Origin of the sequence: Streptomyces sp. NPDC087440 (assembly GCF_044744005.1) — a bacterium.
Lineage (GTDB): Bacteria > Actinomycetota > Actinomycetes > Streptomycetales > Streptomycetaceae > Streptomyces.
Window position 1 is genome coordinate 179,167 of record NZ_JBIUXN010000013.1, and the last position, 23,865, is coordinate 203,031.

A 23,865-nucleotide genomic window follows, 5' to 3' on the forward strand; every position below is an offset into this window, starting at 1 on the left:
GAACTCCTCAGATTTCCTCGGCCGTTGTCCGAGCGCCCCGGCCCGAGGTCGCGTCCCGATACCAGTACTCCAGGGTCAGTACGTGCCACAGGTGCTTGGAGAAGTCCCGCTGCCCCGCGGCGTCCTCGGCGACCATCCGCGCCAGCGCGTCGCGCCGCAGGAAACCGGACCGCACCAGCACCCCGTCGTTGACCACCTCGCGCACCAACGGCGCCAGGTCCCGGCTCATCCAGGCCCGCAGCGGGGCACTGAACAGACCCTTGGGCCGGTACACGATCTCCTGGGGCAGGATCGAGGCGGCCGCCTCCTTGAGGACCGCCTTGCCCTGCCGGCCGGCGATCTTCCGGCTGCCGGGGAAGGCGAACGCGGCCTTCACCACCTCGACGTCCACGTACGGCACCCGCACCTCTGTCGATGCGGCCATGCTGGAGCGGTCCGTGTACGCGAGGTTGAGGCCCGGCAGGAACATCCGGGCGTCGCCCAGGCACATCCGGTTCACGAAGTCGTCGAGGTCGTTGTCCTCGTACACGTCCCGGTGCTCGCCCAGCACGTCGTCGACCGTCCCCGCCAGATCCGGGTTGATCAGCGCGAGCAGCTCCTGCTGGTCGTACATCGTGTAACTGCGCCGGAACGCGGTCTCCTCCGGCAGGTCGGCGAACGACAGGAACCGCTTCGCGAACCGTACCGACCGGTACCCGCGCCGGGCCGTGGCCACCGGCAGCCGGTCCACCACGCTGCCGACTCCCCGCCGCAGCGGGCGCGGAACGCGCTGGTAGCGCACGGCGATCAGGTTGGCCAGGTGCTTGCGGTACCCGGCGAACAGCTCGTCCGCGCCCATCCCCGACAGCATCACCTTCACCCCGGCCTCCCGGGCCGCCCGGCAGATCAGGTACGTGTTGATCGCCGCCGGGTCGCCGATCGGCTCGTCCAGGCTGTACGTCATCTGCGGCAGCAGGTCCAGGACGTTCGGGGCGATCTCGATCTCGTGCAGGTCCACGCCGAACTGCCGCGCCACCTGCCGGGCGTAGCGCAGGTCGTCGGGCATCGCCTCGAACTTGGCGTCCTCGGCCCGGAAGCCGATCGTGTACGCCGATATCCCGGGCCGGTCCCGGGCGGCCAGCGCGGTCAGATAACTGGAGTCCAGGCCGCCGGACAGGAACGTCGCCACGGGTACGTCGGAGAGGAGATGGCGCCGGGTCGACTCGGCCACCACGGCGGCCAGGTCCGGCAGGTCACCGGCGCGCGCCCGGGCCTGGCCCTCGGCGGCGACGTCCTTCAGATTCCAGTACCGGCCGCGCCGCACCTGCCCGTCGGCCCGCACCCGCAGCCAGCTCCCCGGCGGCAGCTTCTCCGCACCGCGCAGCGCGCACCGGGAGTCCGGCACCCAGTAGTAGAGGAGCGAGGCCACCAGCGCCGCATGGTCCACCTCCATGGACCCGCCCGTCGCGGCGGCCAGCGCCTTCAGCTCGGAGGCGAACACCAGGCCCTCGCCGCGCCGCATCAGGAACAGCGGCTTGATGCCCAACTGGTCGCGGACCAGCACCAGTTCACCCGTACGCTCGTCGAAGATGCCGAACGCGAACATGCCCCGCAGCCTCGGCAGGCAGTCCGTGCCCCAGCGCCGCCACGCCTCAAGCAGCACCTCGGAGTCCGACGTGCCCCGAAAGCGCACCCCGGCGGCCTCCAGCTCGGCGCGCAGCTCCGGCGCGTTGTACAGCTCCCCGTTGTAGGTGAGGGCCAGACCGTCGGAGACCATCGGCTGGGCGCCGGTCTCCGACAGGTCGATGATGGCGAGCCTGCGGTGCCCCAGGTGCACCGTCCCGTCACCCGCCGGATGGTCGTAGCGGCCCGCCCCGTCCGGGCCGCGATGGGCCAGGACGTCGGTCAGCCGGTCGGTGACCGCCTTCCCGTCCGGCCACCGGTACGCCCCTGCGATGCCACACATGATCTACCGCACCTCCGTCTCGTCGTCCGGAACCCGTGCCGCCCACAGCGGCAGCCGCTCCGTACGCGGTTGCCGCGACCCGTTCTGGTGGGCCTGCGGTTCGTTCCGGTCGGCCAGGCCGCGCAGCGCGGTGTGCACCACGTCCCACAGCGTCCCGTCCGTACGGTCGCGCGGATCGGCGTCGACGAGGACCACGCCGATCACCGGAATGTGCTGGTCGGCGAGTTGCCGCGCCACCGTGTGCAGCCAGGCGGTGCTGCCGTGCCCGGCCCGCACCACGAGCACGGTGCGGGTGCCGAGGTACTGGAGGTCGGTCCACGCGGTGCCCGGCGCCACCGAGCCCACCCCGATCAGCCGCTCCTCCGCGGGCACCGACCCGGCCCGCTCGCCGCCGACCACGTCCGGGTCGCCGGGCCGGGGGCGGCGCTTGACCAGCCGCTCGCCCGGCAGGCCGTCCACGACCACCACCGGGCCGTCCTGCGCCAGCGCCCGGGCAAGGTCCAGGGCGACCGTGCCCGCCGTGCGGGCGCAGCCCAGCTCCAGCAGCGACAGCGGCTCCGCCGAACCCCGCACCGTACGGGCGAGGGACGTGGTGAGCCTCGCCCGGGCGGCCCGGGTCCTGCGACGACGCCACACCCGGCCCGGCCGCCCCGGCAGCTCCGCGACCACGGAGGCGCCCAGGTGCTCCGCGATGTCCCGGCGCAGCACGGGCCGGTCGCCCACCACCGAACCGACGGCGGCCAGCGCGACGCCCAGGACCAGGCCCAGGGCGAACCCGATGCCGCCCTTGGTGACCAGCCCCTTGAGCAGGGAGTGCCGCAGCGCGCGCGGGGCGTCCACGATCTGCGTGCCGGAGACCAGCCGGGGTGTCCCGGTGCCCGCCTCGGCGGCCCGCTGGTCGAAGTCGGCGATCCGCGAGTTGAGTTCCGCCCGGCGGGCGTACAGCGTCTCGGTGCCGGCCGCGCCCTTCGGGTCGGTCGTCGGGGGCTGCTTGCCGATCGACTCGTTGACCTGGGCCAGCTCGACGCGCATCCGGTCGCGCTGGTCCAGCAGGGCCTTGGCCTCCGCCTTCGCGGTCTCCCGCATCCGGCGCACGTGGTCGGCGACGAACGCGTTCGCCAGCGCCCCGGCGCGGGCCACCGCCTGGGCGTCGCTGTCGGCCTTCACCTCGATCTGGAGCAGGTTGTTGGTCAGTCCGAGCCCCGTGTAGTCCTTCAGGAAGTCCTCCGCCTTCTCGGGGGAGTCCAGGGAGCGCAGGGCCGCGTCGGCGATCCGGGTGGTGCCCAGGAGCGCCACGTCGGTACGGATCAGGGTCCCGGTGTCGTTGGGCTGGTCCTCCCGGTGCGCCACCAGGACCTTGGTCACCGCGGTCGGCGGGGGCGGCAGCAGGACCGCCAGCGCCGCACCGGCCACCAGGCCGAGCAGCGCCAGCGCGGACCACAGGCGGCGGCGTCTGCGCACCGCGGCCACCAGGGCGTGCAGGTCGATGAGTGCGGCGGTGGCGTCCGGCTCCGCAGCCGGGTGCGCCGTCGTGTGCGGCGTGGGGTGCGTGGTCACTTCGCGGCTCCCGTCGTGCTGCCGCTCACCTTGGCGGGCTGCGGCGTGCTGCCGCTGTCGTCGCCGCCCACCGGGAGCGGGGCGGGGCCGCCGCCGTCCGGGGGAGCGGCGGCGGAGGTCCGTGCCGGGCGGCTGCGGACCGTACCGGCGACGACGACGCCGACCAGGTCGTGGCCGCTGTCCGCGCAGGCCTCGGCGATCTGGGCGAGGTCCTCGGCGGTCCAGTTGCCCGCGCTCAGGACGACCAGCGCGCCGGACTCGGCGTCGCGGTCGGGCACCGTCGGGCGGCCCACCGCGATCTCCACCACCCGCAGCACGGGCGCCGGGTCGCCCGCCGCCTCCGCGACGAGCTGCCCGGCGGCCCGGCCCGCGACCGGGTCGTCGCCCGGGACGACCACCAACAGCCGTCCGGGCGAGGGGAGTTGATCGCGCAGACGGGCGCACACCCGCCGGTAGCGGATGCTCCGGTCGGCGTCGTCGCCGGAGCGCTGCGGCGGCGGTACGTCCCACCGGGTGTCCACCCCGAGCAGCCTGCGCAGCCACCCCAGCGGACCCCGCCCCTGCGACCGCCGCGCCCCCGGCTCCTCCGGTACGTCGACGGTGCCCAGCAGCGCCGAACCCAGCGCGGCGGCGATCTCGGACCCGGTGCGCAGCCGCCGGTTCGCCCGGGCGGCGGCCAGGTGCCCGACCACGGCGAGCAGGAAGAACAGCACCGCGCCCGCCGCGATGAAGTGGAGCCGGGTCGGCGGCGTCTGGCCGGCGGGGCGGGCCGCCGGACCCATGACGACCAGGTTCGCCTTGTTGTTCGCCGGATCGGCCTGGTCCAGCTTCTCCATCGCCTTCTCCAGCGTGGTGCGCAGCCGCTCCAGGGAGGTGCGCGCCTGCACGCTCTCCACCGAACGCCCCGGATCGGCCGCGTTCGCCAGCTCGGAGATGCGCCGGTTGGTCTGCACCACCTGGCGGCGCAGCTCCTCGGCCTCCGTGTCGGAGTCGGTGCTGCCGCCCGAGATGCGGGCCGCGAACGTCACGAACTGCCGGGCCAGGACGTCGGAGAGCCGCTGCGCGCGCTCCGGGGAGTCGGCCGTGCCCGAGATCTTGATGATGTTCCCGTCGGCGGCGGACGCGGCCACCCGCTTGCGCAGCTCCTGGCCGTCCACGCCGCTCCAGGCGAGCGCGGTGGCGGTCCGGTCGACCACCACCGAACTTGTCGCGATGTCCACCTGCGTCAGCAGCTCGCGCTGCTCCCACTGCCCCGGCAGCAGCACCGAGGCCGTCGCCGTGTACCGGGGCGGGAACACCACCGAGACGCCGTACCCGGCGAGCGCGCCCACCAGAGTGAGGACAGCCAGAAGCCGCCAGCGACGGCGGAGCATCCGTCCGACGGTGGCGAGGCGAATCGTGTCGTCGCTCAAGGGCGCAGCCTCCTTCGCACCCAGCTCCTCGCCCCTGATTGCGACCGCGACCGCGCCGTGCGGCCCCGGCACGCGGCGTCGTACGCGGCCAGCAACTGCGTCTGCGAATGCCGCCAGGACAGCTCTCCGCCGATCCGCTCCTGACCGGTCTTGCCCATCCGGGCCCGCCGGTCCGGGTCGTCCAGCAGCCGCCCGATCAGCTCCGCGAACGCGCGCTCGTCGTTGGCGGGCGCATACACGGCGGCGTCACCGGCCGAGACCCGCGCCTCCTTGAGGTCGAAGGAGACGATCGCCCGCCCCATCGCCATGTACTCCAGGACCTTGTTCATGGTCGACACGTCGTTGAGCGGGTTGCGCGGATCGGGGGACAGGCACACGTCCGCGCTGGACAGGTACCGCACCAGGTCGGCGTCCGGGACCCGCCCGGTGAACTCCACCTGCCCGTCCAGCCCGAGCTCCCGGGACAGCTCCACCATCGCGTCGAAGGCGTCCCCGGAACCGACGAACACCGCGTGCCAGTCGGTGCGCCCGAACTCGTCGCGCAGCTTCGCCAGCGCCCGCAGCGCGTAGTCGACGCCGTCCTGGGGGCCCATGACGCCCAGGTAGCACAGCAGATGGGGCTTGCCCCGCTTCAACTCCCGCTCCGGCGGCACCGGTTGGAAGCGATCGGTCTGCGGTGCGCTGCGCACCACGAACACGTCCTCGGGCCGCTTCCCGCCCCGGCGCACCGCGACGTCCCGGTAACTCTCGTTGGTGGCGAGCACGATGTCCGCAGCCCGGTACGTCATCCGCTCCAGCGCGCCCACCGCCCGGTACAGCAGGTCCTCGCCGCGGCCGAACCGGGACAGGTACAGCTCCGGCACCAGGTCGTGCTGGTCGAAGACGAACCGCGCCCCGAGCCGCTGCAACCGCCGGGCCACCAGGAACAGCAGGTCCGGCGGGTTGCACGCGTGCACCACGTGCACCGGTCCGACCCTGCGGGCCAGCCGGGCCGTGTGCCACAGCGCCGACCCGTACTCCCGCAGATATCCGGCGGGGCCGCCGGTGGCCGCCCGTAACGGATAACGGTGGATGTGCACCCCGTCGACCACCGCCTCGGGCTCGGTGTCCCGCTTCTCGCCCCGCGGGCAGACGACGTGCACCTCCCAGCCCGCGTCGCGCAACGTCGTGCACTCCTGCCACACCCGCCGGTCGAAGGGCACCGACAGGTTCTCCACCAGGATCAGCGCACGTCGCATCGTCCCACCCCCGTTGTCGTCACTACCGAACACGGCACTACCAAGCAAGACCCAGATACCCCGGTTCGGTGCGGCGCGCCTCGGCGTCGGGAAGGCGCACGAGGTCGACGATCACCGGCCCCTCGCCGTGCGGCAGCGCCGCCAGCACGGCCGGGTCCCGGGTGCCGACCAGGTACACGTCGGCGTAGTCGAGGACCTCCTGAACGGAGTCCGCGAGGAGTTGCGCCAGGTGCGGCAGCCGGTTCTCGATGTACTCGCGGTTCGCGCCCAGCAGCCGCGACAGGCTCACGTTCGCGTCGTAGATCTTCAGGTCGTAGCCCTTGCCGAAGAGCCGCTCGGCCAGCTCCACCAGCGGGCTCTCGCGCAGGTCGTCGGTGCCGGGCTTGAACGACAGCCCGAACAGGCCCACCCGGCGCTTCCCGGTGCGCTCCACCAGGTCCACCGCGCGCTGCAGGTGGTCGGAGTTGGAGGGCAGCACGTGGGAGAGGATCGGCACCGACACGTCCGCGCGCTGCGCCGCGTACACCAGGCTGCGCAGGTCCTTGGGCAGGCAGGAGCCGCCGAAGGCGAAACCGGGGCGCAGATAGGCGGGGCTGATGTTCAGCTTGCGGTCGGCCAGGAAGACGTCCATCACCTGGTGCGAGTCCACGCCGAGCGCCTGGCAGACCGCGCCCAGCTCGTTCGCGAAACCGATCTTCAGGCCGTGGAAGGCGTTGTCCGCGTACTTGATCGCCTCGGCCGTGGGCACCGGCACCCGGAACACCTCGCCGGGCAGGCTCTCGTACAGCGCCGCCACCGTGTCCCCGCTGACCTCGTCGAGCTGGCCGACGACCGTCTTGGGCGGGTCGAAGAAGTCCCGCACGCTGGTGCCCTCACGCAGGAACTCCGGGTTGACCGCCACCCCGAAGTCCACGCCCGCGGTGCCGCCGACGGCCTTCTCCAGGATCGGCACCAGCAGGTTCAGGCAGGTGCCGGGGAGCATGGTGGAGCGGAAGACGACGGTGTGCCGGGGGGCGTCGGGGCCCCGCTCGGCCAGTACGGCCCCGATCTGCTCGGCGACCCGCTCCAGGTAGGTGGTGCACAGGCTGCCGTTGGGCTCCGACGGCGTGCCCACGCAGATGAGCGACACCTCGCTGCCGAGCACCGCCTCGCGGACGTCGTCGGTGGCCCGTAACGCACCCGTCCGTACAACGTCGGCTATCAGCTCGCCGATCCGCTCCTCGACCACCGGGGCCTTCCCGGCGTTGACCAGGTCCACCTTGACCCGGTTGACGTCCACCCCGATGACCTCGTGCCCCATGCCGGCCAAGCACGCCGCCGACACGCAGCCCACGTAGCCGAGCCCGAAAACGCTGATCCTCATGCCCCGTTCCTCCCCCCAGGCAGACCACGGCGGCCTGCGTCACGTCCTTGGCGGACCATTCAGTACGCCCCCTGCCCGTGCAGCACGGCACGCAGCGTCTTCCACAAGATCACCGCGTCCAGGGCGAGCGACCAGTCCTCCACGTACCGCAGGTCCAGGCGCACCGCCTCCTCCCACGGCAGGTCGCTGCGCCCGCTGATCTGCCACAGACCGGTCAGTCCGGGCTTGACCAGCAGCCGCCGCCGGATGTCCGGCCCGTACGCGGCCGACTCCTCCGGCAGCGGGGGGCGCGGACCGACCAGCGACATCGACCCGGTCAACACGTTGAACAGCTGCGGCAGTTCGTCGATGGAGTACCGGCGCAGCACCGCCCCCACCCGGGTCACCCGGGGGTCCCGGCGCACCTTGAAGAGCAGCCCGGCGCCCTCGTCCAGGGCGGCCAGCTCGGCGCGCGCCCCGTGCGCACCGGTGACCATGGTGCGGAACTTGACGATGGTGAACTCGCGGCCGTCCTTGCCGACCCGGCGCTGGCGGTAGACCACCCCGCCCCGGCTGTCCACGAGGACGAGCAGCGAGACGAACACCATCAGCGGTGCGAAGAACAACAACAGGAACGCCGCTCCCAGCCGGTCGACGACCGCCTTGACCACCCGGTGGCCGCCGGTGAAGACCGGCATGCTGACCCGCAGCAGCGGAATGCCCAGCACCGCGTCGATGTGCAGCCTGGGTCCCGCGACCTCCATCAGCACCGGCGCCACGACCATCTCCGCGTCGCTGCCCTCCAGGTTCCAGGCCAGCCGCTGCAGTCGCTCCGGCGACCAGTGCGGGTCCGGGGTGACCGCGACGACCCGGTAGCCGTCCCGGCGCACATGCTCGGCGACGTCCGCCAGCCGGCCCACCACCGGCACCCCGTCCACGTCCAGCTGCTCGTCGTTCAGCCCCAGACCGTCCGTGGTGCACAGCCCGTCCACCCGCCAGCCGAGGTGCGGGAACTTGCGGGTCCGGGTGATCAGATCGCGTACGGTGTCCGGGCTTCCGGCGGCGAGGACCGGCCGCAGACAGCGGCCCTCCTTGCGCTGCTTGTGCAGCCACAGACGCAGCAGATAACGCGCGATCATGGTGACGACCACGATCATCGGCATCGCGACGAAGATCCAGAGTTTGATGTTGCGCGAGGTCAGGGCGATGCCGCCCAGTGCCAGCACGACGGTCGCCATGAACAGCGAGCGGCTGAGCCGGCGGAATTCCTCAGCGCCCTGACCCAGTACGGCCGGAGCCCAGGACCGGCTGGCCGCGAGCGAGCCCAGGACGAGGAGTTCGGTGCCGACGGCGAGAATGTTCCACTTCTCGTGCCAGTTGGCGGCATCCCGCACTCCGAAGAAGTTGCCGATCGCGAAGACCACGACGGCGGTGGCCACGGTGTCGCTGACGATCACGGTACGTCGGTACCGCTGCTCCCAGTCGACGGAAGGCCTGCTGATTGCCCCGTTTCTCGGGCGCGTGTGCGCCGATGGAAACGGGCGGACTAAATCCCCTCGCTGCACGGGACCCCCCAGGTCGCCAGTGGTTCGACGCGTTCGCCCAACACCGCTTCCTCCCCCCCCCAGGAGACCCCCCGGTCCCCGCACTGATCCCCTGTGCGGGACGCCCCCCGGCCTCCCGCGACGTCCCGACGCCCGCTACCCGCGGCGGAGACGTATGTGCCGGTCGTTCGCAGCACCGGACCTAATGATCATTAACGGTGCTTCGCGGTCGAACAGCCGAAGCACGGTCAATCTAGACCATCGTGGCCGTGATGGAGAGGGGATGTGTGAAATTCGTGACCAACCTTTGCGGGCGGCTCCCGAGGGGCGGAAACGCAGGGGAACTCACCCCTCCGTCGCACCGTCCTTCCGGAAGACGAGGACCTCCGTGGAAGCGACGCCCAGCGGCGCCAGGAACTCGGCCTCCAGACGGCAGCCGAGGCTCGCGAACAGGTCCACACAGGCCCGCCGGGGCATCGCCGCCGGATACGAGTCGTGGCCGGGGCCGCCCTTTGTCGCCCAGGTGCGCACCGCCTCCGGGCCGAGGCAGTTCTCCGTCATGACGTCGAACACGATCCGGCCTTCGGGCCGGGTGACCCGCGCCATCTCGAAGAAGTAGCGCGCGGCGATCAGGAAGGTGACGGTGTTGAAGACCTTGTGCGCCTGTACGAGGTCCACGCTCGCGTCGGGCGTCGCGGCGAGCCGCGCCCCCTCCGTCGGCTGCGCGACCACGCCGAAGGTCTCCACCAGGTACGCCGCCCAGGGAGCGGCCGTCTCGTAGATCTCGTACCGCTCGGGAGAGCACTCCTTCAGCGTCTTCTCCAGATACCTCCCCGACCCGGGACCGATCTCCAGTACCGTGCGCGGACCGGCGGCGAAGACACCCAGACCGCCCAGCTTGTCGATCGTGGACTGGGTGGCGCCCGGCGTCCCGTTCATCACCTCGTCGAGGTATTCCCCCACGGAGAGACCCGCGGCCCGTGCGGCCCGCATCGTCGCCTCGAACGGCAGGAAGTCGTCCACTCCCTGACGGTTGTTGGTGCTGCGCACGATGTCGAACCCCGTACGCCCCAGGAGCCTCTTCACCCCCGCCTTCACCGCTAACGCTCCCTTGTCCACTGCCCTCATCGAACTCGCCCCCCATGGTCGCTTCACCGTTCGCGCCAGCTTAGGTTCACGGGCGAACGGGCGCAGTGGGACGCCGAATTCAGTACGGGGCGCGCGGGGGCGTCCGCCCCGCACACCGTGCGCCCGGGGAACGGAGGGCGGCCGGTCAGCCGCGCTCCTCCAGGGCGAACGCGACGACGTCCCCGGGAGCCACCCGGGTGCCCTCGAACAGGGCGGTCTCGAAGGCCTCGTGCCCCAGCTCCCGCCGCGCCCGCCGCTCCGCCTCGTCGTGCGGGGCACGCCAGTACGCCGAGCCGAACCAGGGCACCCCCACGGTGTTCCACTCCTCCTCCGCGGCCCCCAGCAGCACCGCCGCCCGATGGCACCTGCCCTCGGCCGCGGCGATGCACCCCAGCAGGTCGACGGCCATCGCCGTGCCCAGCCGGTCGCGGAAGTCCCGCTTCATGCGCAGGCACTCCCGCGCGTGCCGGGCCGCCACCACCCGCTCCCCGCAGGCCCACTCGGCGAAGGCCTGGACGTACAGGGCATAGGACAGGGACCACTTCTCGTCGTGCGCCCGGCACACGCTGCGCGCCTTGCGGCACAGCTCGACCGCCTGCCCCGGCACGCCCAGGAACACGCTCGCCATGGCGAGGTGCGCCTGCGCCAGGATCACCATGCTGTTCAGCTCGCCGTGCGCGGCGTACTCCGCCAGCGCCAGCGCCAGCAGGAGCTGCGCGTGCACGGGCTCGTCGCGGAGCAGGGTGGCGGTGCCCGCCATGTGCGTGCCGTGGGCCAGCGCCGTGCCGTCGCCGAGCAGCCGGGCCAGCTCCCGGCACTCCTCGGCCCGCGCGAGGCTCTCGGCGACGTCCCCGCGCAGATACGCGATCCGGCTCATCACCCACAGCGCCTTGGCACGCTCCGGCGACGGTTCGCCGGCCAGGCACAGCGCCTGCTCCAGCCAGCGCCGCGCCTCCTCCACGTACCCGCACGCCACCCAGAACGAATACAGCGCGGCGGCCAGCCGGACACCGGCCAGGCCCTCGTCGGGCGCGGTGAAGGAGAACCCCAGCGCCTCGCGGAAGTTGGCGTGCTCCAGCCGCAGCCGGTCCGCCCAGCGCGCCTGGCCGGGGCCGAACCACTGCGCCTCGCCCCGCTCGGCCAGCGCCAGGTAGTGGTCGCGGTGGCGGCGGCGCAGCGCGGTCCGCAGGTCCGGGTCGCGGACCTGGTCGCGCCCGTACTCGCGGAGCGTCTCCAGGAGCCGGAAGCGGATACCGGCCGGGGTCCGCTCGCGGATCAGGACCGACTTGTCCACGAGGCCGTCGACGAGGGCGTAGATCTCCCCGGCCGGAAGATCCTCACCGGCACAGACGGCCTCGGCGGCCTCCAGGTCGAAGGCGTCGGTGAAGGTCGACAGACGCACCCACAGCAACCGCTCGTCGCCGGTGCACAGATGGAAGCTCCAGCACACCGTCGCCCGCAGCGTCTGGTGCCGGGGCAGCGCGGTGGGCCGGGCCGTCGTCAGCACCCGGAACCGGTCGTCCAGCCGGGCCAGGAGCTGGTCGGGGTCCAAGGTCCGCAGCCGCCCGGCCGCCAGCTCGATCGCCAGCGGGATGCCGTCGAGCCGCTGACAGATCCGGGTCACCGTCGCCCGGGTCTGCGCCGACATCGGGAACCCGCACGGAACCGCCGCGCGGGCCCGGTGCGCGAACAGCGTCACGGCGGGCGTCTCCTCGTCCGCCCCGGCCCCCTCCGCACCCTCGTGCCGGACGTCCGGCAGCACCCGCAACGGCGGTACGGGAACGATGCGTTCCCCGTCGACCGCCAGCGGCTGCCTGCTCGTGGCGACGACCCGCAGATGCGGAGCGGCCCGCAGCAGCGTGTCGACCAGGACGGCACAGGCGTGCAGCAGGTGCTCGCAGTCGTCGAGGACCAACAGCACCTCCCGTTCCCGCAGATGCCGGACCAGGGAGGCCAGCGGAGCGCGACCCGTCTGGTCGTGCAGGTCCAGCGCCGCGGCCACCGCGTGCGCGACGAGCCCGGGATCCGAGAGCCCGGCCAGCTCGACCAGCCACACCCCGTCCCGGAAGGACGGCTGGAGATTCAGTGCCGCGCGCAGCCCGAGACGCGTCTTGCCGACGCCGCCGACGCCGGTGAGCGTCACCAGCCGGTGACCGGCCAACAGCTCGCGCACGCGCGCCAGTTCCTGGTCGCGGCCGACGAAACTGGTCAGCTCGGTGGGCAGATTGCCGGGGGCGGCGGGTGCCGTGCGGCCGCCCCGCCGCGGTGGGTCCGCGGACACCGGACGCGGTGGGTCCGCGGACACCGGACGGGCCGTGCCCCCGGACCGCGGTGCGACGGCGGCGGACCGCCGGGACGCGTGACCCGGACCCGCATGCGCCGTGCCCGCAGGAGCCGCGCGGGACGCGCCGACGGTTGCCGGGTGGGAGGCGACCGGCGGATCCAGTGCGGCGTCGGCCGCCAGGATCTGCTGGTGCACGCGCCGCAGTTCTGCCCCCGGCTCGATGCCCAGCTCGTCCGCCAGCAGCCGCCGGGCCCCCTGGTAGGCCCGCAAGGCCTCGCCCTGTCGACCGGCGCGGTGCAGGGTCCGCATCAGCAGACTGTGCAGTCTCTCCCGCAGCGGGTGGGCCGCGATCAGGCGGCGCAGCTCGCCGACGAGATCCGCGTCCGTGCCCAACGCCAGATCGACCTCGATGCGCTCCTCCAGCACACCCAGCCGCTGCTCCTCCCACCGGTCCCGCTCGGCGTCGAGCAGGGGACTGGCCAGTCCCTCGCACAGCCGCCCCTGCCACAGGTCCAGTGCGGCGTGCAGCGCCTCGGCCGCCGCGGGCAGGTCCCCCGCGGCGCGGGCCGCCCGGCCCCGTTCCCGCTGCTCGGTGAGCAGGGCGCAGTCCAGAGCGCCGGCCGGCACGGTCAACAGGTACCCGGCGGCCGTCCAGTTCAGCAGCCGCGACGGGGCGCGCGCCGGACGGTCCGGCTCCAGCACCCGGCGCAGTCCCGCCGCGTGCCGCTGCACCAGGTTCACCGCCCGTCCCGGGGGTGCCGTGCCCCACACCGCCTCCACGAGCGTCTCCCGGGACACGGGCCGGTTGACATGCAGCAGGAGCACGGCGAGCAGCACCCGCTGCTGCACGGGCCCGGCGTCCAGTTCCTCGTCGCCGCGCCACACCCGCATCGGGCCGAGCAGATCGAACCGAAGCGTTCCGGACATCGATTGATCCTCCAACGACGCCGCCCCCGTGGGGCGGTCGCCCTCAAGCCAACCGGCACGACGCCCTCCGGACAACCCCCGTGAGGCCCCTTCGTGCCGGCAGGGACGGGTGCCCAGACCCGCCCCGCATCATTGACCCGCACGAGGACCTGCCGCCCCACCCGGACGCCCCGCGCCGTACCCGGCGGCGGCCGTCCGGCCGGGAAGGCCCGCGTGCGGGAGACCTTCCGCGTCACTCCCCGGGAAGGACGCACGCACGGCGCCCGACGGTGCGCGGGAAGGTTAAAGCCGGAGTCACGTCTTCCTGCCGTGCGGACGCGTCTTCCTGTCGTGCGGACGCGGCATCCCACCACCACGACCAACGGTGACCCACCACGACGACGAGGCGGCCGGGCCCATGGGTCCCGGCCGCCTCCGTCCTCCCGCGGCGCGTCTCCCTCCGTCACCCACCGCGCCGCCCGGCCCGCTCTACGCCCGCGCACCGTCGAGCCAACGGCCGAAGAACCGCCGTCCCTGCTCCTCCATCAGCGCCGCATACCGGTGGGTGTCCGTCCGGATCTGCTGTACGGACACACCGGGCGCCTGCGAGATCTCGTACGCATGGCCGATGAGCCAGGACTCGACGGCCGAACCCCGCACCTCCGCGTGGAACTGCAGCCCCAGCACGGTGCGCCCAAGAGCGAAAGCCTGGTTGCGGCACACCGGGGTGGAGGCGAGGTGCGTCGCCCCCGGAGGCAGGTCGAAGGTGTCGCCGTGCCAGTGCAGTACGGGTGCCGTCAGCCCGGCGAGCGGGGACACCGCCCCCTCCCCGGACAGGTCCACGCGCCCCCAGCCGATCTCCTTGGCCCCGGCGGGCACCACCTTGGCACCGAGGGCCGCGGCGATCAGCTGCGCGCCCAGACAGATGCCGAGGAGGGGTTTCGCGCGCGAGAGGTGCGCCCGTATCAGCGCCGTCTCCTCCTCCAGGAAGGGGTACGCCTCCGTCTCGCCCGCCCCCATCGGCCCGCCGAGCACGACCAGCACGTCCGGCCGGAGCCGTTCGACACGCTCCCGCACACGGCCCTGGGCGGCGTCCACGTACGTGACGTCGAAGTCCCTGTCCCGCAGCACCTGTTCGAAGGAACCGAGGTCCTCGAAGGCGATGTGCCGGATCGCCACTGCTTCTGCCATCTCGCTCATCTCCGCATTCCGGGAGTGGTGGTCCTGATCGTCCTGTGCCGGGGCGCGCGCTGTTCACAGGTCCAGCACGAGCCGGGAGCCGAGGGAGCGGGAGACGCAGATCATCATGGTCTCCCCGGCCGCCTTCTGTTGGTCGGTGAGGATCGCGTCCCGGTGCTCGGGGACCCCGGCGAGAACACGCGTCTCGCACGTCCCGCAGATCCCCTCACGACAGGCCGCGAACGTCCGTACGCCCGCCCGGTCGGCCACGTCGAGGATCGACTCGTGCGGTGCGACGTCCAGCGTCAGCCCGGAGCGCCGGCACACCACCTCGAAACCCGTGGAACGTTCCTCCTCCTGCCATGGCACCGGCCGGGCGCTGAACCGCTCGGTGCGCAGACTGTTCTGCGGCCAGCCGGTGCAGCGGCTCTCCACGGCGGCGACCAGCGGCTCGGGCCCGCAGCAGTACACCAGGCAGTCCCGGCGCGGCGTGTCCAGTACCTGGCCCAGGGGGAGCAGCCCGGCCTCGTCCTGCGGATGGACCCGCACCCGCCCTCCGTAGGCGGCCAGTTCGTCGAGGAAGGCCATGGAGGACCGGGAGCGCCCGCCGTACAGGAGCTCCCAGTCCCGCCCCGCCGCCTCGGCCGCGGCCACCATCGGCAGGAGGGGCGTGATGCCGATGCCGCCCGCGACGAACAGGCAGCGGGGCGAGGGGTCCAGCGGGAAGTGGTTGCGGGGCCCGCGCACCAGCACGGTCGCACCCCTGCCCAGCGCCTCGTGCACATGGCGGGAGCCGCCGCGGCCGCCGGGTTCGAGCAGCACGGCGATGCGCCAGGCGTACCGGTCGGCGGGGTCGCCGCACAGCGAGTACTGCCGTACGCAGCCGATCTCCGAAAGCACCAGGTCGATGTGGGCCCCCGGGGTCCAGCGGGGGAGCTCTCGCCCGGCCGGGTCGACGAGGGTGAGGGTGACGACGCCGTCCGCGGCGTTCTCCCGTGCGCCGACGCGAAGGACGGTGGTGCATTCCTGACGTGGTCCGGGCGCCGGCGGCGCCAGTAATTCGATGGTGTCGACTGACATGTCGTACGTACTCCTGCGCTCGGTGCGAGTGGATCGGGACGGATGAGGGGGAGGGAGGGCGGAACGCGGTGACACGGCCCCCGGGCCGGCGCAGTTCCGGTCCGCGGGCCGTGCCACGGCTGCATCCGCACGGCGCGCCGCCGCCCGGAGCCGCGTGCGGTACGGATGCGGACGGGACGGACCCGGTGCGTCTCCCTCGTCGCGCGCACCGGGCCTTCCCGGTCAGGCGATCAGTCCCTGCCGCGCAAAGCTGTCGCGCGCGGCGGCGGAGTCCAGGAGTCCGATCTCCTGCGCCATGGAGACGATCGCCGAATAGTCCAGCGCCGTCAGGTCGGCGGCACCGGAATTCCTGCATTCCCCGATCATTTCGTCGGCCCGCGGGAACCCGAGCTGCCGCAGCAGGGAAAGCCATACGTCCAGTTCCCGGTCGGCGAACCAGACGACGGGTTCGGCCAGCACATCGGCGAAGGCGGCCCGCTGCGCTTCGGTCAGCCCGTGCGAGAACAACTGCGCCAGGGACATGAACAGCGGACTGTGCACCATTTCGTCGTGCCGGTGCGCCGCCACCGTCATGCGGTTGAACGACTGGATCTCCTGGCTTTCGCTGAGCAGGTGCAGATAGTCGCTGATGAAGATCTCCGACACCACCGCCGTGGCGAACTGGATCATGCGCCGCTGCCCGGGATCAGCGGAACGCTGCTGCCGCTCCTTCATGTGGCCGACCAGGTTGAACTGGGGAATCACCAGATCCTCCAGCCCGCGGCGGCTGCGCGTCAGCCGGCTCGCCTGTTCCACGAGGTGCACGTGGTACACCTCGTCGACCATCGTTTCGCAGACCGCTGTCTGCACGGCTTCCAGGGGCAGTCCGGGCATGGTCCCCCGGAGGATGTCGAGACAGGCCGGATTCACGATCTCCGTCTCGATCTGCACGGTCTTGGCGTTGTACATCAGCCAACCGGCACTCAGGATCCGCGACCTGAGCTCGGGCGGACCGGACAGGTACTGCGGCATGTGCCGGAACGGCAGGAGGCTCTCCAGGAAGTCCTCCTTGCCGGCCTCGAAGAACGGTTCCCTTTCCGGCTTCTTCACCTGGGCCCGGCGGGGCCAACTGGCGGCCAGCCGCTCCAGCATGATTTTGGTGTGGGAAAGGTCGTCGGTCCCGGCCTTCAGGTCCGGGCCTTGGTTCGTCAACACGAATTCGTCTCCAGAATGAGTGGTGTCCGGTTTCCGTCGCGCCGCGTCATCGGTTCCGTCCGGCGGCGAATTCGCCGTGGAACATCATCAGTCCGTCGTCGCAGTCGTAGATCTTGGCCACCTTGTCCGTGTTGGTGTCGATCCGGATCAGGTGGTCGCTGACGAAGCTGGAGACGAATACGGAGTCCTCGTCGAACATGGCCGTGGCGGTGTGCGCGTTGCGGAAGTCGGCGGGCAGTTCACGGCCGGGACGCAGCCGCTTGAGGAAGACGGGGTGCGCGGGGTCCGCGATGTCCCAGATCGAGATGTAGCCGTCCCGCCCGTAGTTGAAGGGGCTGTCGAACTGCGGCCCCCACGAGTCCTCCTCCGCGACGTACAGCTTCCCCTTCGCGATCGCCAGGTCCGACGGCGACCGGTACATGCCCGCACCCGTCGCCGTGCGGGTGGGCCCGATGACGCGCTCGGCGGTGTCCAGCTCGGTGTCGACCAGCCACACGCCAGGACCGAGCACCGTCGCCCCCTGGGGCGTCCTGGACGTGGACCCGACCTGCATGGTCCCGACGTAGGCGTAGCGGTTGTCGATCCAGCTCGCGTAGTGCGCGAACGCCCCGTACTCGGTCTCGGTCCCCAGTGTGATCGCGTGCGTCGCCACGACGTCGCCGGTGTGCCGGTCCGGGCGGTAGACCCGTACCTCACCGATGTCGTAGTCGTACCCGACACCCAGTCCGACGGTGCCCTCCGGGTTGAAATTGACCCCGTGGGTCTGCCGCGTCAGCGCACGGTCGGAATACAGGACACGCTGCTCCAGCGTGCCGTCCGACCTGATCCTGAAGCCGCGCACACGGTCGTCCGTGTAGTGCGTGATGTACGTGAACCTCGAACGCGGCAGGAAGGTCGGGCCGTGCGTCTGCGTGTACAGGGGTCGCGTCCACGGCATGATCGGCTGCTTCGGCGAGGTCTGCTTGAGGTTCGGCATGTCGGACGGCGTCCCGGTGACGTCCAGCGGAACGATCTGCCGGATCTCCACGTCGGCCATGCCGGAGTCCCAGTCGATGCCGTTCAGGTGCAGCACGACGACGGACCCGCGGAACGGCGGGATCGCGTCCGTGGCGATGTACACGGTCACCTCGTCGGAGGCGATCCACGAGTGCTGGAGGCTGGCGGGCTGCCAGCCGTGGAGGCTTTCGAGGGGCACCGTGACGAGCTTGTCCTCCTCCGCGTGCACGAGGACGAGCTCCTTGGACATCATGTTCACTCCGGTGAGGATGTGCATTCCCGTCCGCTCCTTGTTCGTTCGAGGGCCGTTCGCGAGGAAGTCCTCATCGTGCGGGCGGGGGTTGCAGCACCTCTTGCAGAACTCGTTGCAGCGGCTTCGCGAGCGGTCCGGTCGGCCTGCGCCCGGCCACGCCGGGGCGAGCCGGGAGGGCCTTCCCACGCGGTGTCCGCCGCCTGCTTACGAGGCATCAGGTGACGGCCAATCAGGTGGAATCCTCGCGGAACGGCGCAACGTCGGGCGCCAGCCTTCGCGGGACCTCGGGTCCGTGGCTATGCAGGGTGTACCGATGAGCGGTTCTTCTGCTGAAACGGAGAACAGTGCGTCGGTGCACCCTCCAGCTCCGAAGGACTCAAGGAGACGCTTTGACCACCCCTCCCCACGGTGCGCATCGGCGCAGACCCGTGCGCGCCGTCCACAGCCGCGCGCTCTCCCTCGGCCTGACACTTCCCCTCCTCACCACCGGCAGCCTCCTCGGTGCCGCGCCCGCCCAGGCGGATGCGGGCGACGGCACCGTGAAGGTGCGGGTCGTCCGCGAGGTCAACGCCAACGGCACCTGGGACCGGGTGCTGGAACCCGCCCTGAACCAGGTCGAGGTCCGCCTCACCGACGACGCGGGCACCACCGTCACCGCCAGGACCGGCGCCGACGGCGTCGCCGCATTCACCCCCGCCAACACGGCTCTCAAGGGCGGCAAGTACCGCGCCCAGGTCGTCAACCCGAAGCCGGGCGTCCTGTTCTCGGCCTTCGCCGACCACGAGGGCGGCCTCCTCAAGGGCGACGTCAATGCGCTGACCAGCACCGAGGAGTTCGTCGACGTCACCGGCGGGCAGAACGTCGAGTTCACCACCGCGTTCTGGAACCCGGGCGACTACTGCCAGAAGAACGCCGATCTGGTGACCGCCTGCATCGGCAAGGACACCTCCGACGGCCCCGAGGCCGACACCCGCCGCACACTGGTGTCCTTTCCGTACAACGCGCGGGGCAACAACAACCAGACCACGGACATGGCGACCAAGGGCGACACGGGTGCCCTGTACGGCATCGGCTGGTCCAAGCAGAAGAAGTGGGTCTTCTCCGGCGCCTTCGCCCGCCGCGCCTCGAAGTACGGCCCCGAGGGCCCCGGCGCGATCTACCTTTCCGACCGGACGAACGGCAACGCCCTGTCGCTGTTCACCAAGGTCCCGAACGTCGGCACCACTGAGCACCAGATGTCCACCGACATGGACCTCTCCTTCAGCCCGAAGGTGACCAAGGAGTCCCTCGGCGACGTGGAGGTCTCGGAGGACGGCAAGGACCTGTACGTCGTCAACCTGAACGACCGCAAGCTCTACCGGTACGACGCCACGCAGAAGACCGCGGCCGCGCCCAAGGCCTCGTACGACATCCCGGACCCGGGCTGTTCCTCGGGCGACGACTGGCGTCCGTTCGGCCTCGGGGTGCAGGACGGCACCGTCTACGTCGGCGGCGTCTGCTCCGCCGAGTCGACACAGAACAAGGCGGACATGCGCGCCGTCGTCCAGACCTTCGACGCCGCGGCCGGGAACTTCACCGGCGTCGTCATGAACCAGAAGCTCGACTACCCCCGCGGCATCGCGGACAACCTGCCGGCCAACTGCAAGGGCGCCGCCTGGTACCCCTGGGCGGACGGCTACCGCGACCAGCAGGACGGCAAGACCTGCACCACCCGGTACGCCTACCCGCAGCCGATCCTGGGCGACGTCGTCGTGGACACCGACGGCGACCTCATCCTCGGCTTCCGCGACCGGCACGCCGACCAGACGGGCCAGGGCCTGCGCACCAAGATCGGCGGCGGTCTGGCCGACCCGTCCTCCGGCGGCGACCTGAACCGCGCCTGCAAGGGCCCCGACGGCACGTTCGTCCTGGACGGCAACGGCGGCTGCACCAACAACGGCACCCCGCAGAACAACGGCGGTCAGCCGGCGGACGTCCTGGAGTACTACCCCGGCGAGTGGCGGACCGTCTGGCACCTGGAATCCGCGTTCTCCGGCATCGCGCTGTCCAAGGTCGAGGACACCGTCGCCACCTCCGGCATCGACGTCATCGACACCACCTACAACAGCGGCACCATGCACGTGAACCGCGACGGCACCAAGCCCTCGCCCAACGCGCAGGGCGGCAACATCCTGAACACGTCCTTCGGCAAGGGCGGCGCCATGGCCGACCTGGAGGTCCTCTGCGACGAGGCACCGATCCAGATCGGCAACCGCGTCTGGTACGACGTCGACAAGGACGGCATCCAGGACCCGGGCGAGAAGCCGGTCCCGGGCGCCACGGTCAACCTGTACGACGCGAGCGGCAACAAGGTCGCCACCACGAAGACGACCAGCCGGGGCGAGTACTACTTCGACAACTCGAACGTGCCGGGCGGCCTGACGTTCCGCACCCAGTACACGATCAAGATCGACAACCCGGCCGACTACGAGGACGGCGGCCCGCTCTTCCGGTGGGCGGTCACCAAGAACGACGCCGGCGGCAACGACTTCATCGACAGCGACGGCAAGGTCCCGGCGGGCGGCACGTACCCCGAGCACACGATCACCACCGGTGACGCGGGCCAGGACAACCACACCTACGACTTCGGCTACAACCAGCCGGACGGCAAGGTGCGGATCGTCAAGACCGACGCCGCCACGGGCAAGCCCCTGGCCGGGGCGAAGTTCCAGCTGTGGCGGGAGTCGAACTCCCAGGACGGTCTCCAGATGGACGGCGACACCCCGGACGCCAAGGTCGGTTCCGTCTGCACGACCGACGAACGCGGCCTGTGCACCTCGGACGACGTTCCGCTCGGCGCCTACTACTGGCAGGAGACGGAGGCTCCGGAGGGCTACCGGCCGCCCGTGAACCCCGTCTTCGGCCCGCTCGTCCTGGACTTCGACAACTACGCGCGGGGCGCGGAGGCGAAGGCCACCAACCAGCCGGACGGCGAGGTGCGGGTCCTCAAGACCAGCTCCGCCACGGGCAGGCCGCTCGCCGGGGCGAAGTTCCAGCTGTGGCGGGAGTCGAACTCCCAGGACGGTCTGCAGATGGACGGCGACACCCCGGACACGAAGGTCGGTTCCGTCTGCACGACCGACGGACGCGGTGCGTGCACCTCGGGCAAGGTGCCGCTGGGCACCTACTACTGGCAGGAGACGGAGGCTCCGGAGGGCTACCAGCCGCCCGTGAACCCCGTCCTCGGCCCGCTCGTCCTGGACCTCGGCAACGTCACCCGGGGCGCCGAGGTGCAGGCCGCCAACGAGCCGAACCAGAACGAACCCGTCAAGGGCGAGATCACGATCGTCAAGAAGGACGCCAAGACGGGCCGGCTCGTGCCCGGCGCGGTCTTCCAGCTCTGGAAGGAGACCAACGGCACCCCCGGCCTCCAGCGCACCGGCGCCCGGGCCGACTCCCTCACCGACCCCGGCTGCGCCACGGACGCACAGGGCAGGTGCCGCTACGAGAAGCTCGACGAGGGCGCGTACTACCTGTACGAGACGGCGGTACCCGACGGCTATCAGCTGCCCGCGAACCGCACCTCGGGCCCGCACCGCATCAGCGAGAACAGCCTCAGTGCCACGGTGACGCTGAAGAACGAGCCCAAGGAAGAGGAAAAGAAGAAGAAGTGACCCGTCCGCTCCCGCACGGAGCCGGCCGGCCGTCATGACCGCCAGGTGGCCCCCGCCCTTCTCGGCGGGGGCCATCTGCCGTGGCGCTCCGCGTTCCGCACACCGCGCTCCTCGAAGCTGTCCGTGTACGGGACGGCCGGCCCTTCGACGTCGTCCGTGTACGGACGGCCCGCCCGGAATCCGTCCCCCACCCCCCAGCGCCATCCCGCAGGCCGAGCACATCCGGCGCCCACGCGCCGGGGAGGAAGAGGAACCCATGGCCCGTCCACGCCGCCCCCTGCTCTGGGGCGCCTGCGCCCTGCTCGTCGCCACCGCCGCCGTGGCGGGCGTCGCCGTCCGGGAACCGGATGGAGACCTCGACCCCCGCCCGGTCACCGTCGCCGAGGCCCAACGGTTGGCGATGGCACGCTTCCACGCGTACGAGAGCAGCCCCCTCGCCGTGGCCGTCCACGTGCCCGACGGGGCGGATACCACCGAGGTGCACGGCGTGCTGGACTACCGCGCCCACCGGGCGGTCGGCGTGTACCGGACCGGAACGGCCACTGCCCGCATCGCCGGTGCGCTGGCCTGGGACCAGAGCGGCCTGGCCGTGTCGACCGGCACGCCCGGGCGCACCGACACCACCGCCCCCGGAATCGCGGCGACGGCGAAGGCCGTTCCGGCCCGGGCGTGGTCGCCGCGTGCCTACAGCACCGACCCGTTGGACGCGGCACTGCGCCTGACCATGTCCCTGGCCGGGAACCGCCCCGACAACGCCCAGCTCCTCGCCCAGTCCGGCCCCAGGCGACTGCGCGAGGAGACCGTCGACGGACGCGTGCACACCGTCTTCTCGGGACCGCGCCCCAAGAACGCCGCCGCCGGTTCGGTCTCCCCGCTGACGTACTGGGTGGACGCGCAGGGGCGGCTCGGCCGGGTGGAGATGGTGCTCCCGGGACTGGACCGGCCCGTCCGGCTGGACCTGCGACCGGTCGCCCCGAAGGTCCGGGTCCCGGACGCGCCGTGGCGGCGGACGCCCTGACAGGTCCCGCCCCACCCACCGTGCCGTCAGCCGCTCGAAGGCAGCCGGTAGGTGTTCAGGTCCACCGCGCCCGGCAGACCGTGCGCCGGGCGGACGGCCGCGCGAGCACCACCGGGAAGCTGCGGCTGCGGCCCGGGCGCGGCGACCTCGCGGAAGGAGATGCCCGGCGGGACCCCGGCCGAGGGAAGCCGGGGGCGTCCGCCCGTCAGCGCGGCGTCGCGCCCCGGACACCGGGTGACCTCGGGCGGCAGGGCGGCCGGGAGGCTGCGCGTGCCTCCGTTGCCCTGATAGCAGTTGCCGCCCGTACGAGCGGCCTCCAGCACCAGCCCGGCAGCGGTCGCCCCGCCCACCGCGTTGTCCTTCACGGTGTTGCCGCGCACCGGATAGCCCTGCACGTCCTGGAGACGGAACGCGGCGACGCGGTGGTCCCGCAGGAGGTTGCGGGCGACGAGGTTGCGGGTGCCGCCCCCGATGCCGATGCCCACGCCGAAGCCCCCGTCGGCCTGTTCGGGGCTGGCGGCGTCGTTGTTCCCGGTGACCGTGTTGCCGACGACGGCCGCGTCGTGCTGCGGGCCCAGGGCTTCGAGGTTGTTCGAGTTGACGGTGATGCCGACCCGGTTGGCCCGCACCGTGTTCGCGACGAAGGCGAGGTTCGTCGAGGCGTTGGTGACCTCGATGCCGATCGCGTTGTGCTCGACGGTGTTGTCGCGCACGACGGTGTTGCAGGGGTCGCACTGGCCGACGTAGATCCCCGAGTCCGAGTGCCCCGAGCCGTAACTGTGCTCGATGACGCCGTCGCGCGCGTCGAACGCGTAGATGCCGTACAGCGCGTTGTTGTGCGCGGTGACGTACGAGGCGCGGAAGCCCTTGAGCGCGGGGAACTTCGCCGTGTCGAGCGGGTCGTAGCCCGAGCCCCCGGCCCCGGCGCGCTGGAGTTCCCGGTCGGTGACGCCGGTGAACAGCACACCGTTGGCGAGGTGGTTGCGTACGGTCAGGTTCTCGACGACCGAGCCCGCGCCCGTCACGGTGATGCCGTTGAAGCGGGTGAACTGACCGTCGACGACCACCTTGTCGCGGCTCTCGCCGCGCAGGACCACACCGGGACGGCGCACGTGCACCTCCTCCCTGTACACACC

Annotated in this window: 15 protein-coding genes; 2 read left to right on the plus strand and 13 right to left on the minus strand. The window is 71.8% G+C overall.

All coding sequences use genetic code 11. The features are described from left to right. Positions 1 to 7: 7 nt before the first annotated feature. From asnB to ACIO3O_RS25045, 12 genes are all read right to left on the minus strand, one after another. Positions 8 to 1,945 (minus strand): asparagine synthase (glutamine-hydrolyzing), encoded by a 1,938-nt coding sequence (gene asnB / locus ACIO3O_RS24990; RefSeq protein ID WP_401749390.1) that lies wholly within the window; start codon positions 1,943 to 1,945, stop codon positions 8 to 10. A gap of 3 nt (positions 1,946 to 1,948) precedes the next feature. After that, positions 1,949 to 3,502 (minus strand): Wzz/FepE/Etk N-terminal domain-containing protein, encoded by a 1,554-nt coding sequence (locus tag ACIO3O_RS24995; RefSeq protein WP_401749392.1) that lies wholly within the window; start codon positions 3,500 to 3,502, stop codon positions 1,949 to 1,951. Then, the gene (locus ACIO3O_RS25000) at positions 3,499 to 4,914 is read right to left on the minus strand and encodes a Wzz/FepE/Etk N-terminal domain-containing protein (protein ID WP_401749394.1); all 1,416 of its coding nucleotides are present in this window, start codon (positions 4,912 to 4,914) and stop codon (positions 3,499 to 3,501) included. Before ACIO3O_RS25000 ends, ACIO3O_RS24995 begins: the two co-directional genes overlap by 4 nt. After that, positions 4,911 to 6,152, minus strand: coding sequence for a glycosyltransferase family 4 protein (locus ACIO3O_RS25005; protein ID WP_401749396.1), 1,242 nt, complete (start codon positions 6,150 to 6,152; stop codon positions 4,911 to 4,913). Before ACIO3O_RS25005 ends, ACIO3O_RS25000 begins: the two co-directional genes overlap by 4 nt. A gap of 37 nt (positions 6,153 to 6,189) precedes the next feature. Further along, entirely contained in the window at positions 6,190 to 7,515 is a 1,326-nt protein-coding gene (locus tag ACIO3O_RS25010) for a nucleotide sugar dehydrogenase (protein ID WP_401749398.1), read from the minus strand. Between the two features lie 59 nt (positions 7,516 to 7,574). Next, positions 7,575 to 9,059, minus strand: a complete 1,485-nt coding sequence (locus tag ACIO3O_RS25015) for a sugar transferase (RefSeq protein ID WP_401749400.1) — start codon at positions 9,057 to 9,059, stop codon at positions 7,575 to 7,577. A 324-nt stretch (positions 9,060 to 9,383) separates the two neighbouring features. After that, positions 9,384 to 10,166, minus strand: coding sequence for a methyltransferase domain-containing protein (locus tag ACIO3O_RS25020; RefSeq protein ID WP_401749402.1), 783 nt, complete (start codon positions 10,164 to 10,166; stop codon positions 9,384 to 9,386). A 145-nt stretch (positions 10,167 to 10,311) separates the two neighbouring features. Next, positions 10,312 to 13,377 (minus strand): AfsR/SARP family transcriptional regulator, encoded by a 3,066-nt coding sequence (locus ACIO3O_RS25025; RefSeq protein ID WP_401749403.1) that lies wholly within the window; start codon positions 13,375 to 13,377, stop codon positions 10,312 to 10,314. Positions 13,378 to 13,845: 468 nt separating this feature from the next. After that, positions 13,846 to 14,547 (minus strand): glutamine amidotransferase, encoded by a 702-nt coding sequence (locus ACIO3O_RS25030; RefSeq protein WP_401749405.1) that lies wholly within the window; start codon positions 14,545 to 14,547, stop codon positions 13,846 to 13,848. 63 nt (positions 14,548 to 14,610) lie between these two features. Next, positions 14,611 to 15,615 (minus strand): PDR/VanB family oxidoreductase, encoded by a 1,005-nt coding sequence (locus tag ACIO3O_RS25035; protein WP_401749407.1) that lies wholly within the window; start codon positions 15,613 to 15,615, stop codon positions 14,611 to 14,613. Between the two features lie 222 nt (positions 15,616 to 15,837). Continuing rightward, positions 15,838 to 16,746: a diiron oxygenase gene (locus ACIO3O_RS25040; protein WP_401749408.1), complete on the minus strand. Its 909-nt coding sequence runs from the start codon at positions 16,744 to 16,746 to the stop codon at positions 15,838 to 15,840. 109 nt (positions 16,747 to 16,855) lie between these two features. Further along, positions 16,856 to 18,082 carry a hypothetical protein gene (locus ACIO3O_RS25045; RefSeq protein ID WP_401749410.1) on the minus strand — a complete coding sequence of 409 codons (1,227 nt, stop codon included), beginning with the start codon at positions 18,080 to 18,082 and terminating at the stop codon, positions 16,856 to 16,858. 365 nt (positions 18,083 to 18,447) lie between these two features. On the opposite strand from ACIO3O_RS25045, the gene ACIO3O_RS25050 reads away from it, so the two are divergent. Both ACIO3O_RS25050 and ACIO3O_RS25055 read left to right on the plus strand, forming a co-directional pair. Beyond that, positions 18,448 to 21,711 (plus strand): collagen binding domain-containing protein, encoded by a 3,264-nt coding sequence (locus ACIO3O_RS25050; protein WP_401749411.1) that lies wholly within the window; start codon positions 18,448 to 18,450, stop codon positions 21,709 to 21,711. A gap of 256 nt (positions 21,712 to 21,967) precedes the next feature. Then, a complete protein-coding gene (locus ACIO3O_RS25055) occupies positions 21,968 to 22,729 on the plus strand; it encodes a hypothetical protein (protein WP_401749413.1) in 762 nt (253 codons plus the stop codon). Positions 22,730 to 22,755: 26 nt separating this feature from the next. Here the strand turns inward: ACIO3O_RS25055 and ACIO3O_RS25060 are convergent, their stop codons facing one another. Beyond that, positions 22,756 to 23,841, minus strand: coding sequence for a right-handed parallel beta-helix repeat-containing protein (locus ACIO3O_RS25060; protein ID WP_401749415.1), 1,086 nt, complete (start codon positions 23,839 to 23,841; stop codon positions 22,756 to 22,758). Positions 23,842 to 23,865: the final 24 nt, after the last annotated feature.

Bases quoted from the DNA above. Each gene is read 5' to 3' on its own strand.
- ACIO3O_RS25025 (WP_401749403.1), bottom strand. From the start codon at position 13,377: ATGTCCGGAACGCTTCGGTTCGATCTGCTCGGCCCGATGCGGGTGTGG.
- ACIO3O_RS25035 (WP_401749407.1), bottom strand. From the start codon at position 15,615: ATGTCAGTCGACACCATCGAATTACTGGCGCCGCCGGCGCCCGGACCA.
- ACIO3O_RS25005 (WP_401749396.1), bottom strand. From the start codon at position 6,152: ATGCGACGTGCGCTGATCCTGGTGGAGAACCTGTCGGTGCCCTTCGAC.
- asnB (WP_401749390.1), bottom strand. From the start codon at position 1,945: ATGTGTGGCATCGCAGGGGCGTACCGGTGGCCGGACGGGAAGGCGGTC.
- ACIO3O_RS25010 (WP_401749398.1), bottom strand. From the start codon at position 7,515: ATGAGGATCAGCGTTTTCGGGCTCGGCTACGTGGGCTGCGTGTCGGCG.
- ACIO3O_RS25030 (WP_401749405.1), bottom strand. From the start codon at position 14,547: ATGGCAGAAGCAGTGGCGATCCGGCACATCGCCTTCGAGGACCTCGGT.
- ACIO3O_RS25020 (WP_401749402.1), bottom strand. From the start codon at position 10,166: ATGAGGGCAGTGGACAAGGGAGCGTTAGCGGTGAAGGCGGGGGTGAAG.
- ACIO3O_RS25055 (WP_401749413.1), top strand. From the start codon at position 21,968: ATGGCCCGTCCACGCCGCCCCCTGCTCTGGGGCGCCTGCGCCCTGCTC.
- ACIO3O_RS25045 (WP_401749410.1), bottom strand. From the start codon at position 18,082: ATGCACATCCTCACCGGAGTGAACATGATGTCCAAGGAGCTCGTCCTC.
- ACIO3O_RS25040 (WP_401749408.1), bottom strand. From the start codon at position 16,746: ATGCTGGAGCGGCTGGCCGCCAGTTGGCCCCGCCGGGCCCAGGTGAAG.